The sequence below is a fragment of the Paracoccus liaowanqingii genome (assembly GCF_004683865.2).
Lineage (GTDB): Bacteria > Pseudomonadota > Alphaproteobacteria > Rhodobacterales > Rhodobacteraceae > Paracoccus > Paracoccus liaowanqingii.
Genome location: NZ_CP038439.1, coordinates 3,156,421 through 3,170,550, shown reverse-complemented (window position 1 = coordinate 3,170,550; position 14,130 = coordinate 3,156,421). Strand labels below are relative to the sequence as shown.

At 64.4% G+C, this 14,130-nt stretch carries 15 protein-coding genes, 1 tRNA gene and 1 pseudogene; 7 read left to right on the top strand and 10 right to left on the bottom strand.

The window, feature by feature from the left end; translation table 11 throughout:
- Nucleotides 1-9 precede the first annotated feature (9 nt).
- Nucleotides 10-426, bottom strand: coding sequence for a VOC family protein (locus E4191_RS15350; protein WP_135314172.1), 417 nt, complete (start codon nucleotides 424-426; stop codon nucleotides 10-12).
- Nucleotides 427-795: 369 nt separating this feature from the next.
- Between E4191_RS15350 and E4191_RS15345 the strand changes: the two genes are divergently transcribed.
- Complete coding sequence (locus E4191_RS15345) at nucleotides 796-1,644, top strand: phosphotransferase family protein (RefSeq protein ID WP_135314171.1); 849 nt, start codon at nucleotides 796-798, stop codon at nucleotides 1,642-1,644.
- Between the two features lie 135 nt (nucleotides 1,645-1,779).
- Here E4191_RS15345 and E4191_RS15340 read toward each other — a convergent pair whose 3' ends face one another.
- From E4191_RS15340 to E4191_RS15330, 3 genes are all read right to left on the bottom strand, one after another.
- Nucleotides 1,780-3,129, bottom strand: coding sequence for a DUF4041 domain-containing protein (locus E4191_RS15340; protein WP_135314170.1), 1,350 nt, complete (start codon nucleotides 3,127-3,129; stop codon nucleotides 1,780-1,782).
- Nucleotides 3,130-3,246: 117 nt separating this feature from the next.
- Complete coding sequence (locus tag E4191_RS15335) at nucleotides 3,247-3,846, bottom strand: tyrosine-type recombinase/integrase (RefSeq protein ID WP_135314169.1); 600 nt, start codon at nucleotides 3,844-3,846, stop codon at nucleotides 3,247-3,249.
- A 77-nt stretch (nucleotides 3,847-3,923) separates the two neighbouring features.
- A complete protein-coding gene (locus E4191_RS15330; protein ID WP_135314168.1) occupies nucleotides 3,924-4,961 on the bottom strand; it encodes a DUF429 domain-containing protein in 1,038 nt (345 codons plus the stop codon).
- Between the two features lie 360 nt (nucleotides 4,962-5,321).
- Between E4191_RS15330 and E4191_RS15320 the strand changes: the two genes are divergently transcribed.
- Nucleotides 5,322-5,597 carry a hypothetical protein gene (locus E4191_RS15320; RefSeq protein WP_135314166.1) on the top strand — a complete coding sequence of 92 codons (276 nt, stop codon included), beginning with the start codon at nucleotides 5,322-5,324 and terminating at the stop codon, nucleotides 5,595-5,597.
- A gap of 65 nt (nucleotides 5,598-5,662) precedes the next feature.
- Here E4191_RS15320 and E4191_RS15315 read toward each other — a convergent pair whose 3' ends face one another.
- The 6 genes and pseudogenes from E4191_RS15315 to leuB form a co-directional block, all read right to left on the bottom strand.
- Entirely contained in the window at nucleotides 5,663-5,962 is a 300-nt protein-coding gene (locus tag E4191_RS15315) for a hypothetical protein (protein ID WP_135314165.1), read from the bottom strand.
- Nucleotides 5,963-6,006: 44 nt separating this feature from the next.
- Nucleotides 6,007-6,099, bottom strand: a pseudogene (locus E4191_RS24210) (IS5/IS1182 family transposase); the annotation flags it as partial.
- Nucleotides 6,100-6,160: 61 nt separating this feature from the next.
- Nucleotides 6,161-6,526 (bottom strand): hypothetical protein, encoded by a 366-nt coding sequence (locus E4191_RS15310; RefSeq protein ID WP_135314164.1) that lies wholly within the window; start codon nucleotides 6,524-6,526, stop codon nucleotides 6,161-6,163.
- A gap of 419 nt (nucleotides 6,527-6,945) precedes the next feature.
- A tRNA-Pro gene (locus tag E4191_RS15305) sits at nucleotides 6,946-7,022 on the bottom strand.
- 48 nt (nucleotides 7,023-7,070) lie between these two features.
- Nucleotides 7,071-8,024, bottom strand: a complete 954-nt coding sequence (locus E4191_RS15300) for a DMT family transporter (RefSeq protein ID WP_135314521.1) — start codon at nucleotides 8,022-8,024, stop codon at nucleotides 7,071-7,073.
- 6 nt (nucleotides 8,025-8,030) lie between these two features.
- A complete protein-coding gene (gene leuB, locus E4191_RS15295) occupies nucleotides 8,031-9,152 on the bottom strand; it encodes a 3-isopropylmalate dehydrogenase (protein ID WP_135314163.1) in 1,122 nt (373 codons plus the stop codon).
- Nucleotides 9,153-9,333: 181 nt separating this feature from the next.
- Here leuB and E4191_RS15290 point away from each other — a divergent pair, with 181 nt between their 5' ends.
- From E4191_RS15290 to E4191_RS15270, 5 genes are all read left to right on the top strand, one after another.
- Nucleotides 9,334-9,843, top strand: coding sequence for a hypothetical protein (locus tag E4191_RS15290; RefSeq protein WP_176562724.1), 510 nt, complete (start codon nucleotides 9,334-9,336; stop codon nucleotides 9,841-9,843).
- Nucleotides 9,844-9,921: 78 nt separating this feature from the next.
- Nucleotides 9,922-11,124, top strand: coding sequence for an MFS transporter (locus E4191_RS15285; RefSeq protein ID WP_135314162.1), 1,203 nt, complete (start codon nucleotides 9,922-9,924; stop codon nucleotides 11,122-11,124).
- The gene (locus E4191_RS15280; RefSeq protein ID WP_135314161.1) at nucleotides 11,121-12,161 is read left to right on the top strand and encodes a glycosyltransferase family 4 protein; all 1,041 of its coding nucleotides are present in this window, start codon (nucleotides 11,121-11,123) and stop codon (nucleotides 12,159-12,161) included. The genes E4191_RS15285 and E4191_RS15280 overlap by 4 nt, the downstream gene beginning before the upstream one ends.
- On the top strand, nucleotides 12,158-12,844 hold the full coding sequence (locus tag E4191_RS15275; protein WP_228461381.1) for a glycosyltransferase family 29 protein: 687 nt from the start codon (nucleotides 12,158-12,160) through the stop codon (nucleotides 12,842-12,844). The genes E4191_RS15280 and E4191_RS15275 overlap by 4 nt, the downstream gene beginning before the upstream one ends.
- A 263-nt stretch (nucleotides 12,845-13,107) precedes the next feature.
- Entirely contained in the window at nucleotides 13,108-14,130 is a 1,023-nt protein-coding gene (locus E4191_RS15270) for an aspartate-semialdehyde dehydrogenase (RefSeq protein WP_135314160.1), read from the top strand.

The window sequence follows — 14,130 nt, the reverse complement described above, 5'->3', positions numbered from 1 at the left end:
AATGGCGGCCTAACCGTCTCGTCCGGGCTCGTCTGGATTGTTGGAATAAAGCGCGATCTTGTTTCCCTGAGGGTCCCGGAGATAGCCAACGTAGAAATGAGGGCCATACGCATCGCGGAAGCCGGGTTGCCCTTCGTCCCGGCCGTTAGCAGCGAGCGCTGCCGAATGAAGTTCACGGACTTCTTGTTGGCTCCGTGCATGGAACGCGACCATCGCGCCATTGCCGACCGATGCCGGACGTCCGTCAAATGGGGGTTTGACGTAAAATGCGGGCAAGACGGCAGGCTCATCATGAAGCTCGGGGAGCTCGTAGCTCAGACCTTCCTGGCCTTCTACCAGTTCGTAGCCGAGGGCAGGCAGGAATGCAGAGTAAAATCGCTTCGCGCGCGGGATGTCATCGGCACCAACGGTGATATAGCTGATCATACGACAGGTCCATTGTCAGAGGATGATAGGCGATTATGCCGAGTTTCATCTGCGATCCATAGGACAGAATACTGCACGGCTTCCAGAAATTGGCGCGCGATTTTACGAAAACTCAACGATTTAGGCATAGCGCGCCGTTTATAATTAAACGCTCGCCCCGTCGATGCCTGCCTGATGCACGGGCGGTAGCTATGAGGGACGGAGCTACCGTTGAATCTTTCTCACGCTTGGCGTCTTATCTCCGCATGACAGGGGGGTAGGACTGTGAAACTTTGGCCGGACATCTCGGATGAAGAAGACTTCGAGCGATGGCGGTCCGGCTCCCACCGCTGGTTGCCCCTCGTCATCGAGATTGCGCGAAGGGCAAATATGGATGCCATCTCGCCTACCTCGTTTAAAACCGGAACCAACCTCGTCGTCGATTTGAATGGCAGCGCCATCTTAAAGATTTTCCCGCCGATCTACGCTGCACAGTTCGCAGTCGAACGACTTGCCCTGCGCCAACTCGATGGCCGTTTGTCCGTCCCAATCCCTCGGATACTGGCAGAAGGGGAGGACAGCGGATGGTCATGGCTGATCATCACCAAGCTGCCCGGGACAGTAGGGTCCGAGGTCTGGCCGGTATTATCTGAGCAAGAACGCCTCGCCATTCTAGGCGAAATTGGGCGCACGATTGCAGAGGTCCAGGCCGTCGATCCCGGAGAGTTGCTTGAGATGCAGCCGGCCTGGCCAGACTTCATCAAGCGTCAGACCGAAGGCTGCATCGAGCGGCATAGACGTCAGGGCTTAGAGGAGTCCCTGTTAGCCGATCTGCCAGCCCTTCTACACGCGGCGCCCTCAGTGCTGCCCGCGGAAGTGCAGCCTGTTATCCTGACCGGGGAATGGATTCCAGAAAATTTGCTACTGACAGAAACGTCCGATGGCTGGCAGTTGGCGGCGGTCATCGACTTCGGTGACGTGATGACGGGCTGGCGCGAATACGATCTCTTGGGCCCAAGTACCTTCATGTGCGCAGGCGTCCCCGACCGCCTCCGGGCATTCCTTGAAGGCTATGGTGTGCCCGCAGAGGACTATAACAATGCAATGCGCCGACGCTTGACGACGCTGATGATGCTCCACGGGGCGAGTGACATGCGCGGCATCGCCATCTGCGACTGGCAGGCTTCCGTCAGAAAGCTAGAGGATCTTGAAGACCTGATCTGGCCCAAAGCCCTATAGGACTCCATCCTCACGAAAGGCAGCTTTGGGCTCTTCGCGACGATGCTTTTCCGACCGCTGAACGTCCGCTTCCTATGCGCACGAGGTAGCTGCACCGTTTGAGGACGCTCACATCTGGATTAAGTAATTTCGTCATCAGATCTCTGTCGGCAGCACCTCATTCCCTGCCAGCGGCTGTAGCGCGGCGAGGCTCGCATTCCGCCTCGCCATCGTCTCATGCCATTCCTGTGCCTCCCTGTCCTTAAAGAAGGCGGCATCCGGTGCAAGCCGTGTCACCGCCTCCTCGACGGCGTCAATGCCGACACGGAAAAACTCCTTCCGCATATTTTGCAGGTTGATTCTCTGCGCCGCAAATTCAGTGTGCAGGGCGGCCTCGAGCGCGGGTGCATTCTCGGAGTAGATCATGGCGTGCGTGTCAAACAAAAACGGTACACTCGCATCGCCCAGCTCGCGCACGCGGTCATCAGGATCGAGGCGGCGCGTGAGGCCGATCTTGACGACATCCTCGCCAAACGACCCGATGTTGGAGATGATGTAGACATAGCCTGTTCTGGTCATTTCGGCCATTGCCCGCGCCCGCTCTGTCGCGGCATGCGCCGTGGCAAGCTCAGCCTCAAGCAGGGCCACCTTCTCCGAAAGTGCTTCGTTTCCGACCGCTGCCTCGGCTTCCTTCCTGGCCTTGTCCAGCAGGGCCTCATACTTGGCCTCCTCGCGCTCGGCAGCCTCAGCGTCTCGAAGCAACTTTGCCTCTTCACGCGAAAGCCTGGCGGCCTCAGCCCGTTCGTCTTTCTCTGCCTTCAGCTTTTCCCGATACTCGTGCGTCAGCCGGATTTCTTTGATCTTCAAGGCGACATACGCCTCGGACAGCTCGATCTGCATGGATGCGTTCGAGTCGTCGATAGATTTGACCGCGGCATGGACGCGCTTCTCCATCGCATTCACATTGTTCCAACGGACGTTGGCAATCGCTGCTTCGGCCTCGTTGTTGAACGCCCGCATTGTCAGGCGGGTCTGCCGGTTGATCATGGTCTGGCCCTTGGCCTTGCTTCCGTCGACCGTCCAGTTGTTATTCGCAGAGACTGCCGTTTTCGCCGAGACCATCCGCTTTTGCTTTTCGCGGCAGTCCTTGATCGCGTCCTTGTAGGCTTCGCTATCCGTGAAATCGAAATGGGGCTCATAGACACCAAGCTCGGCAAAGGCCAAGCGCTCATCGTAAACCGCGACTTGCTCACTGAGCCTGTCCAGCAGGGCCCGCTTCTCCTTATATGCAGCACGTATTTCATCGATCTGCGCTTCAAGCGCCGAGCGCTCGCCACGGAGGGTTTCTGCCTGAGCTTCGATGGAGAGGATGGGCTTGAGCCGGCTCCGAAAAGCGTCGTTTTCGTGCCGGGCTCTCCCAAGCTTCTTTCGTGTCCGGAGCCAGAGAACGAGAAAAAAAGGGCTTGCCAGCATCAGGGCAAGCAGGATCCAAACAAATGCGTCCATCGGTCCACCGTTTGCCTCTTTTTTCGATGTTCTCTCGCTGGTTGTTTCTGGACAAGCCATATCACCCACGGCTGCCGAAAGTGGGAGCGACAGTGTCCTCGATGCCGCATAGAGCTGCTACCAAAGCCCTTCGAACCGCGTCGCAGCCGTTCTCGTATAGCGCGCTGTATGCCGGGGATCGCGATGACCCAGATAATCCTGGATCAGACGCAGGTCTCGTCCTGCATGGGCCAAAGCATGACCGCAGGAATGTCGCAGCATATGGGGATGGACAGCGTCGACGCCGGCCCGTGTCGCGATGACCGTCAAGAGATAATTGACGGCCTGCCGCGTCATTGGCTGACCGCGCTCGGACAGGAACAGCCAGGACAGGCTGTCCTGCCGCTTCGTGAGGAGGCGCCGGACCGCGCGCAACTCATCGCCGGCGAGGGGGTGATTGGTGGAGAGACCGCGTTTCAGACGATGGACCCAGAGATGGCCGGATTGCAGATCAAGGTCGGTGCGGCGCAGGGCGATCAGCTCGCTGACTCGTAGTCCATGTCGATACATGAGGAGCAGCATGGCATGATCGCGCGGGCCATGCCGCCCGGATCGGGACGCGGCCAGCAGACGCGTCATCTCCTCCGGCGTCAGATAATCACGGTGGCGCTGATGGGCATCGACGTGCGCGATCCCGTCACTCTTGACGAAACGCCGGTTGGCGCGGGGCTCGGCCATGCAATCCTCCCCCTACAAATGCTGTCTGCGTGTTTTCCCACTCTTGACGAAACGCTCATTGTGTAAAGAGTGCCTCGTTACGGCTTTGACCCCGTCTCCTCCGAGGCAAGCCGGTCCATCAGCGCCTGCAGGATCAGATTTTCTATTTCGTGCAGCCGCAGTCCATGTTCCAGAGCGAGGCGACTGACGAGCTGGTTGATCTCGGCGTTCTTGGGGCCGTAGGTCGCCCAATCATTCAGTTCGTGACTGTCTGGATGATGAGCCACCGCAACAGCAGGCTGAGGGTACTGATGCGCAGGAGGACAATCGGAAATGTGCGGATCGGCGATCCATCCTTCCAATGGGTCTACGACATCCGGCGCGCCAAACCTCGCATCACGCTGCCGCCAAGCCCACGCAGCCTGAACGGCGCAGAGGAGAGCGTCGAGATGGTCAGCGCCGGGATCGTCGCAGAGGTTATCGGGGGCGATGATGCCGAAGCCGTATCGGGCTAGCGCCGCGTTACGAAGGGCATGAAGCAAGCTATGGCGAGCCTGCCGCTGATCGGCAGTTTGCTTGCTGCGCGTATCGTTCTTGTAGCTACGGAGACCGATGAATTGACGGGCCAGAACGCCAGGATAGGCCTCAACCACGATACGCTGCGCATCACCGGCATGGAGGTGGGGGATGGTCACGCCTGAAGCAAGAAGACGGGGAGCACCCTCGAAGAACATCAGACCGACAGGCACCCCATAAAGCTTCTGTGGACTAATCGAGCTCGCCTGCTTGTCGGTTTCACGACGATGCTCTTTGTCACCCGCAGCCCGGGTTTCCTTGTACACTTCCAGGGCTTCGCGAAAGCCGTCGCGACCAAGCTGTCCCGCGTGTCGAACATATCCCTCCCAGGTCGATGGCCAGCCAGCAGTCTCGACAAAGCGGCGGGCCTGACCGAAGGGAAAATCAATTCCCGCAATCCACGGCCCGGGCTGCGCCAATGCTGCGTCGAACGCGCCAAAGTCGGACCACTCCTCAAGGGACCGCGTGAGCAGATGATCTCCCTCCAGTGTGCACCAAAGACAAGTGATAGGCTTGCGCCGAGAGGGGCTGCTTGTGAAATCAATGCCGAGAATGTTCATGCAGAGACAGTAGCTAGGACGTGTGCCAAGATCGAACTTCCTCTATCGGGCAGACAGTCGAAATCATTTCGTAACGCGAGAAACAGCCCGTGGTCGTTCGGTCTGGAATACCTCGCTCTGTGTAAAAGGCTAGTTGAATATAGCGATGCCTGCAGGTCTCGGAATGCGCCCCGTAGACGCATTCATACTTCAGGGACCGCCAGAGGCGTTCGATGAAGATGTTGTCGATGCACCGGCCCTTGCCATCCATCGAGATCCGGGTGCCGACCTGCGGCCGGACGGTGATCTGACACACGGGGCCGGAGCGGTGAAATTGGGAGGGGCCCGCGCGCTTGCGCGTGGGAGGAAAAGGATTTCTCCGTGGAGGCTGACGCGCAGCGGCACCAGAGCCCGTGTTCGGATCGCCGGCCGGATGGCAGGCGGAAAAACGAAATGCAAGATTGTCAGCGGTGCCAGAGCGAAGCGGAGGCGCGGCTGTCCGCTGGATCAGCGATCGCGGTGCCCGCGATCACCATATTTCTGAAAAGCAGCCTCTCGGCAACCTGGTCGCATCGACGCGAAGAGCCCGAAGCGGACGGTCGTTACGCCGCCCCAAGCACGCTGCTGAAAAACGCTCTTCTGGACGCTGAACCGTAACATCGTTCACTTTCCGGGCGGTTTGATGGGGAACCCCCGGCCTGCCTCACTTTTGAGGAGCGGTGTTATGCGCCACGAAGTGGGCTAATTTTAACCCGCGGCGAAGTTGTGACGATGTAGCCCTCCTGCCGAAGTGCTTCTGTCAGTTCCTGTTTTGCTTTTCCTCCTGTATGATTGCGAGCCTTCGCGATCATTTCGGGAAGCCACGCAAGAACCTCATCCAGACTGACAGATGCCTTGATTCTCAAGCCGCGCTCACCGCCTGTTAAGCCCGATAGGACCAGATCACCGTTAGGATGAACGGCTACGGACATTGGCCCATTGTTAACCTCAAAATCGGGCTTTGATCTTTGGGTAGCGATCATCGTCGCGCCCTTTTCTGTTTTAGTAGTCAAAGAAAGTCCTCCGCTCCATTAAGTGCTTTCTCTTGAAGGGTAATGAACCGCTCAAAGAAGGCCCACTCCTTGTCCGACATCAAGACTCGTGCCAAGCTAGTCTCCATCGCAAATACCAGCTTGAATCATGCCTCCACAGCGATGAGAATCCGTATTTGTTAACACGACCTAGATCGGAAGGATCAAGAATACTAATGTCTTGAAGATTTGAGCGCTCCTGCTAATCGAGGAGCCGTCGGCAACCCTCAGGGCTTTGGTGCCTTCCTCGGCGACGAGTGAGTAGCTGTCAGCATACGTGTCGAACCAGCCGTGCTGAACATCGAGAGAAAAGCCTCCGTTCAGGTCAAATAGGATGACGTCTGATGTTGCTGCAGCTGATCCATCATGGCTCATTTCTGCAATCGAGCCGCCTGACGCGGTCAGAAGCACGGAACCAGGGCCTTCGCATACCCTCATGACAAAGCCTGATTGAAGCAGCGTCCCCAAACGGATATCCAGCACGGACCGGAGCGTCACCGAGCCATCGAAACCCATGACGTTTATCATCCGAACAGCAATCTGAGCGCCGTCAGCCAGATCCACGCAAACGTAACGCCGATCATGTGGCCCTCGCGCTCCAAACGCACCGCTCCCGTCTTCGGGCACGTAGGTCGACACGAGCCAGCGGTTACTGAGAACCCGGGGCATCATCCAGGCAAGAGGGCGAGCCGGCCCGAACACACCTCTTCGATCAGGCCTTAGGTTGGGACCAGGAAACATTAGTCTGCATATGGCCATCTATGGACTGAGGCTCAATCGGCCTTCAAGGCATGCGCTGACATACCGAACACTCCGCCGATGTATGCGCCAGAGATCAGGCCGCTTCAATGCAATGGCTGTGAGGGTCGTTTGCGCCAAAAGGCAAATCGCCTGACGAAAAAGGCAGAACTATCTGCCCCTAAACACCGGGGAAATGGTCGGAGCGAGAGGATTCGAACCTCCGACCCCCTGCTCCCGAAGCAGGTGCGCTACCAGGCTGCGCTACGCTCCGACCGTAGGACGGGCAGGTAGCGCCAGATGCGGGCGAATGCAAGCCCTCTCAGCGGCGGGGCGCCCACAATCTTTGCAGGATCGTCGACTTGGGGGCGGTCACCACCTCGGCGCGCAGGCGGGCGCTGGTCGCGGGGCGGTGGGCCGAGACGCCGCCGCGCCCCTCGCGCCAGACGACGTAGATGCCCGAGGCGATGATCACCCCGGCGCCCAGCAGCGTGGCCGGGTCCACCCCCTCGCCGAACAGGAACCAGCCATAGATCGTGGCCCAGAGGATCTGCGAATACTGCATGGGCGCGACGATGGCGGCTTCTCCGGCACGATAGGCCAGGATGACCAGGAACCCGGCCGCCAGGCCCAGCGCCGCGATGACGCCGGTCAGGGCCAGGTGGGCCAGCTCCATCGGCTGATAGGCGACGGACAGCGCCGCGCCCGTGGCCACGAAGTTGCCCAGCATCGGCCACATCATCAGCACCATCGGCCGCTCGGCCCGGCCCAGGCGGCGGATGATGACGGCGGCCATGGCGCTGGCCACGGCCCCGGCCATCGCCGCGACATGGCCCATCTGCAGCTCCTGGCCCCCGGGGCGCAGCACGATCAGCACGCCCGACAGGCCCACCACCACCGCGGCCCAGCGATGCAGCCCGACCTTTTCGCCCAAGAGAGGGATCGACAGGATGGTGATCAGCAGCGGCGTGGTGAAGAGGATCGCATAGACCTGCGTCAGCGGCAGGGTCGAGAAGGCGTAGAACCCCGCCATCCCCGCCACCACCGCGCAGAGCGTGCGCAGGACCACCCAGCCCGGGTTGTTGGGGCGCAGGGTACCGGGCTGCGGGTCGCGCATCAGCACGATCGAGACCAGCGGAAAGGACAGCAGCGAGGCGAAGAACAGGATCTGCATCGCCGGGTAGGTCTCGCCCAGCGTCTTGATCACCACGTCATGCGTGGCGTAGAGGCCCATCGCCGCAAGCTGCAGCAGGGCCCCGCGCAGATTTCCCGTCAGCGCCAATCAGGCCTCCAGGGCGGCGACGATGCGGTCGCCCATCTCGGCGGTGCCGACCGGCCGTCCCCCCTCGGGGGTCATCAGGTCGGCGGTGCGCACGCCGTCCGCCAGCACCCGCTCGACCGCCGCCTCCAGCGCGTCGGCGGCGGCCAGTTCCCCTAAGGAATAGCGCAGCGCCATCGCAAAGCTGAGGATGCAGGCGATCGGGTTGGCCATCCCCTGGCCCGCGATGTCGGGGGCCGATCCGTGGACGGGCTCGTAGAGCGCCTTGGGCCGGCCATTGGCCATCGGCGCGCCCAGGCTGGCCGAGGGCAGCATCCCCAGGCTGCCCGTCAGCATCGCCGCCGCATCCGACAGGATGTCGCCGAAGAGGTTGTCGGTCACGATCACGTCGAACTGGCGCGGGTTGCGCACCAGCTGCATGGCGCCGTTGTCGGCATACATGTGCGACAGCTCCACGTCGGGATATTCCTGCTGGTGGACCCAGGTGACCTCCTCGCGCCACAGGATGCCCGATTCCATCACATTGGCCTTTTCCATCGAACAGACCCGGTTGCCGCGCTTGCGGGCCAGCTCGAAAGCGGACCGGGCGACGCGGCGGATCTCTCCGCTGGTATAGCGCTGCGTGTTGATGCCCACGCGGCCGCCCTCGTTATCCGGGTTGTTGTCGTCGGAATGGATGCCGCGCGGCTCGCCGAAATAGATGCCGCTGGTCAGCTCGCGCACGATCAGGATGTCGAGGCCGGCCACGACCTCGCGCTTGAGGCTGCTGAAATCGGCCAGCGCGTCGAAGCATTGCGCGGGGCGCAGGTTGGCGAACAGGTCCATCTCCTTGCGCAGGCGCAGCAGGCCGCGCTCGGGCTTCACGCCGAAGTCCAGCGCGTCGTATTTCGGGCCGCCGACCGCGCCCAGCAGGACCGCATCCACCGCCTGCGCCCGTGCCATCGTGGCGTCCGACAGGGGCGCGCCATGGGCGTCATAGGCCGCGCCGCCGACCAGGTCGTGGCTGACGTCGAAGGCCATGCCCCGGTTCGCCTGAAACCAGTCGATGACCTTGACGACCTCGGCCATGACCTCGGGGCCGATCCCGTCGCCGGGCAGGATGAGAAGCGAATAGCGGTCGGACATGATCCCTCCTTCTGGGGCCCGCGGCGCGGGGGGCGCGGGCTGCGGGTTCGGGTTAGACCCCGCCCGGGCCCCGGTCAAGATCGGCAAGGCTCCGCCGACCGCTCACGACAGTTTGCCTTGCGCCGGACGCGCGGCTGGCGGACCTTTCGCGCGCAACACCGGGGCGACGATGGGGACAGCGATGAACAGCCGGAATGTCATGTGGATCGCCGCGGCCTGCGCGGCCGCGCTTCTGTCGCCCGCCATGGCGCAGGACGGGGTGCCGGGCGACCGGCTGGTCGTGCCGCTGCCCGACGTCTCGGCCCTGTCCGACGACGAGGCGCAGGCCCTGGCGCGCGAGCTGGCGCAGATGAACGTGATCACCTCGGAATGTCCCGACCACGATGTCAGCGACCCCGAATGGCAGCTGATGAACGGTACCACCGACGCGCTGAGGGCGCGGCTGGGGCTGGACCCGCTGGCCTATGACCGCGAGTATTTCCGCCCCGCCTTCTCGGTCCTCGACGATCCCGACAGCTGCGACCGCCTCGGCCCCGAGGCCCCCGCCCTGATCGCGCGGCTGGAACAGTTGGGCGGCGGCACCACCCCCGTCACCCCCGGCCTGCAGGCCGCGCCCGGCACCGTGATCGACGCCGACACGCCCCCGGAGCCCGACCCCGAGACGGACACCGAGGCCGACACCGCCCCCTGACGCCGCCCCTCCCCGTTTTGCACGTCTTGCAGCTTTCCCTCCGTTGGACCAGCGTGGCGCCGGGGAACGGAGGATCACATGCCCATCGTCACGGCCGGATTGGTCAGCCTCGTGCTGGCCTACATGCTCAGTCAATTCTATCGCGCCTTCCTGGCGGTTCTGGCCCCGGTCCTGCAGGACCAGGTCGGCGCCACGCCGGGGGACCTGGCCCTGTCCTCGGGGCTGTGGTTCATCGCCTTCGCGCTGATGCAGATGCCGGTGGGGGCCAGCCTGGACCGCTTCGGCCCGCGCCGCACGGTGGCCTGGCTGCTGGCGGTCGGCGGATGCGGGGGCGCGATCCTCTTCGCGATGGCCGGGGCGCCCTGGCACTTGCATCTGGCGATGACGCTGCTGGGGATCGGCTGCTCTCCGGCGCTGATGGGACCCTACTACATCTTCGCCCGCGAATATCCGCCCGCCGCCTTCGGGATGCTGGCGGGGATGCTGGTGGGCTTCGGCTCCCTGGGCAACATCCTCGGCGCCTCGCCGCTGGTCTGGGTGATCGAGGGGCTGGGCTGGCGCCAGACCCTGTGGGGGCTGGCCGCGGCGACGCTGATGGTGGCGGCGCTGGTGCTGGCCTGCGTGCGCGATCCGGCCCGTCTGGGGTCGGACCATCCGCAGGGCTCCCTCGGCCAGATCCTGCGGCTGCGCGCGATCTGGTTCATCCTGCCGCTGTTTGCGGTCAACTATGCGGTGACGGCGGCGATCCGGGGCCTCTGGGCGGCGCCTTGGCTGGAACAGGTCCACGGCGCCGACGCGACCCAGATCGGGCGCGTCACGCTGGCCATGGGGCTGGCGATGGTCGCGGGCAGCTTCGCGGTGGGACCCGCCGCGCGGCTGGCGGGCGGTCCGCGCCGCGCCACGATGATCTTCTCGGCCGTGATGATCGCGGTCATGGCGGTGATGATCGCGCAGCCCGCCCTGCCCCTGCCGGTCATCACCGCGCTTCTGGTGGTGCTGGGCTTCTTCGGCTCGGCCTATCCGCTGCTGATGGCGCATGGCCGGTCCTTCCTGCCCCCCCATCTGGTGGGGCGCGGGATGACCTTCCTCAACATGGTCTCGATCGGCGGGGTGGGGATCATGCAGTTCGCCTCGCGCCCCGTCTACCGGGCGGCCGAGGCCGCCTATCCCCCCGCGCAGGCCTTCGCTATGCTGTGGCTGTTCTTCCTGATCCCGCTGGTCGCGGGGTTCCTGCTGTATTTCCTGACGCCCGACGCGCAAACCGACAAGGCCCCCGCATGACCGACACGCCGCTGGTGATCGCCCCCAACCTCAAGCGCCGCCTGTCGGGCGTGACGGCGACGGTGGTGCGGCTGATCCCGGTGCAGGCCCGCCTGATCGCCATCGCGGCCACCGGCCCCGGCCTGCCGCCCGAGGTGCCGCATATCCCGCTGTGGCGCGCCGCCACCCTGCCCCGCGACCGCTGGCGCGTCTGGCATGCGCGGCGCAACACGGAGATGGCCCTGGGCCTGATCCTGCGCCGCCTGCTGCGGCGGCGCTACCGGCTGCTGTTCACGTCCGCCGCCCAGCGCCGGCACACCGGCTTCACCCGCTGGCTGATCCGCCAGCAGGATGCGCTGGTGGCGACCTCGCCGCAGGCGGCCAGCTATCTGGAACGCCCCGCCACCGTCATCCTGCACGGGGTCGACACGCAGGTCTTCACCCCCGCCCCCGACCGCGCCGCCCTGCGCCGCGATCTGGGGCTGGATCCCGACGCGCTGCTGATCGGCTGCTTCGGGCGCATCCGCGCGCAGAAGGGCGTCGACCTGCTGGTGCAGGCGGGGCTGGACCTGCTGCCCGACCGCCCCCGCGCGCAGATCATCTTCACCGGCCGCATCACGCCCGACAACCGCGCCTTCGCCGACGAGCTGCAGGCCCGCATTACAGCTGCGGGCCTGTCCGACCGCATCCGCTTTCTGGGCGAGCTGCCATGGGACCAGCTGATCCGCCATTATCAGGCGCTGGACCTCTTCGCCGCCCCCGCCCGGTGGGAGGGTTTCGGCCTGACGCCCTTGGAGGCCGCCGCCTGCGCCGTCCCCACCGTCGCCGCCCGCGTCGGCGCCTACGAGACGCTGATCCGCGACGGCCGGACGGGCAGCCTGGTCCCCATCGACGACGCCCCGGCGCTGACGGCGGCGCTGGCCCGCTGGCTGGACGACGATTCGGGCCGCGCCGCCGCAGGTCAGGCCGCCCGCGCCCATGTCGCGCAGACCCACGCGATCGAGGGCGAGGCCCGCGCGCTGGTGCAGGTCTATCGCGACCTCCTGGCCCGGCCATGATGCCGCCGCGCCTGCCCTTCGGCCTGTCATCCAGCCTCTCGGCGCTGGTCCCCGACCTGTCGCCCGCCCGGCTGGGCTTCGCGGCCGCCCGCCTGGCCCGGGCCGAGGCGCCCCTGGCCGGCCTTTCGGTCCCGCAGCCCGACCTGCTGGACGATCTGGCGGGGCGCCATGTGGCGCTGATCGGCAATGCCCGGGCACTGGCGCAGGGCCGCCACGGCGCGGCCATCGACGCCGCCGATCTGGTCATCCGCATCAACCGCGCGCCTTTGCCAGATCCGGCCAGCCACGGCACCCGCACCGACTGGCTGGCGCTGGCCGTGCGCCTGTCAGACGCCGACCGCGCCCGCCTGTCGCCGCGCCGCATCCTGTGGATGTCGCCCAAGCGCAAGCGGCTGGACTGGGACAGCGCCCGCAGCCCGGGCTTCTACCTGCATCCGTTGGCCGACATCGCTCAGCTGCAGGGCCGCCTGGCGGCGCCGCCCACGACCGGCGCGATGATGATCGACCTGGCGCTGCGCGCCGATCTGGCCTCGCTGACGCTTTACGGCTTCGACTTCTTCGCCAGCCTCAGCCTGTCGGGCCGCCGCACGGTCGCCGACGTGCCCCACGACTTCACCGCCGAGGCGGCCTGGGTCCAGGACCTGCTGCGCCACGATCCCCGCCTGAGCCTCGTCAGACCCTGATGCGGGGCGCGCGGGGGCCTTGCACGCAACGCCCGATGCCGGTGTACGCCCTGTGCACATCCGGTGCCTGCCCGGTGCCGCCTTGGTGCGGGCCGTTTTCCCAGCGATTGCTGGCCCCCCGGCCTTGCCCCATGCGCCCCGTTGCGCCCGGCACCGAAAGCACCGCGCGCTGCCGTTGCGCGGCCGGGTCCGGGCCAAGACCCTTCCCTTGACCCCCCGATTGCGGTAGACGCCCCCGATCGCAGACAAAGGAGTTTCCCGACATGGGTTACAAAGTCGTCGTCGCCGGTGCCACGGGCAATGTGGGCCGCGAAATGCTGAACATCCTGGCCGAGCGCCAGTTCCCGGTGGACGAGATCGCCGTCCTGGCCTCGCGCCGCAGCCAGGGAACCGAGGTCAGCTTCGGCAACAAGACTTTGAAGATCAAGGATATCGAGCAGTTCGACTGGACCGGATGGGACATGGCGCTGTTCGCCATCGGCTCGGACGCGACCAAGATCCACGCCCCCAAGGCGGCCGCCGCCGGCTGCGTGGTGATCGACAACTCCTCGCTCTATCGCTACGACCCGCAGATCCCGCTGATCGTCCCCGAGGTGAACCCCGAGGCGATCCACGACTACAAGAACAAGATGATCATCGCCAACCCCAACTGCTCGACCGCGCAGATGGTGGTGGCGCTGAAGCCGCTGCACGACCGGGCGCGCATCAAGCGCGTGGTCGTCTCGACTTATCAGTCCGTTAGCGGCGCCGGCAAGGACGGCATGGACGAGCTGTGGGACCAGACCAAGGGCATGTACGTGCCCGGCCAGGAAAAGGCCCCCAACAAGTTCCAGAAGCAGATCGCCTTCAACGTCATCCCCCAGATCGACGTCTTCATGGAAGACGGCACGACCAAGGAGGAATGGAAGATGGTGGTCGAGACCAAGAAGATCATCGACCCCTCGATCAAGGTCACCGCGACCTGCGTGCGGGTGCCTGTCTTCGTCGGCCATTCGGAATCCATCAACATCGAGTTCGAGGATTTCCTGGACGAGGACGAGGCCCGCGACATCCTGCGCGAGGCCCCCGGCATCCTGGTGATCGACAAGCGCGAGCCCGGCGGCTACATGACGCCCATCGAATGCGTGGGCGATTACGCGACTTTCATCAGCCGCATCCGCCAGGACGGCACGGTCGAGAACGGCCTGAACCTGTGGTGCGTCAGCGACAACCTGCGCAAGGGCGCGGCGCTGAACGCCGTGCAGATCGCCGAATTGCTGGGGAATCGCTGCCTGAAGAAGGGCTGA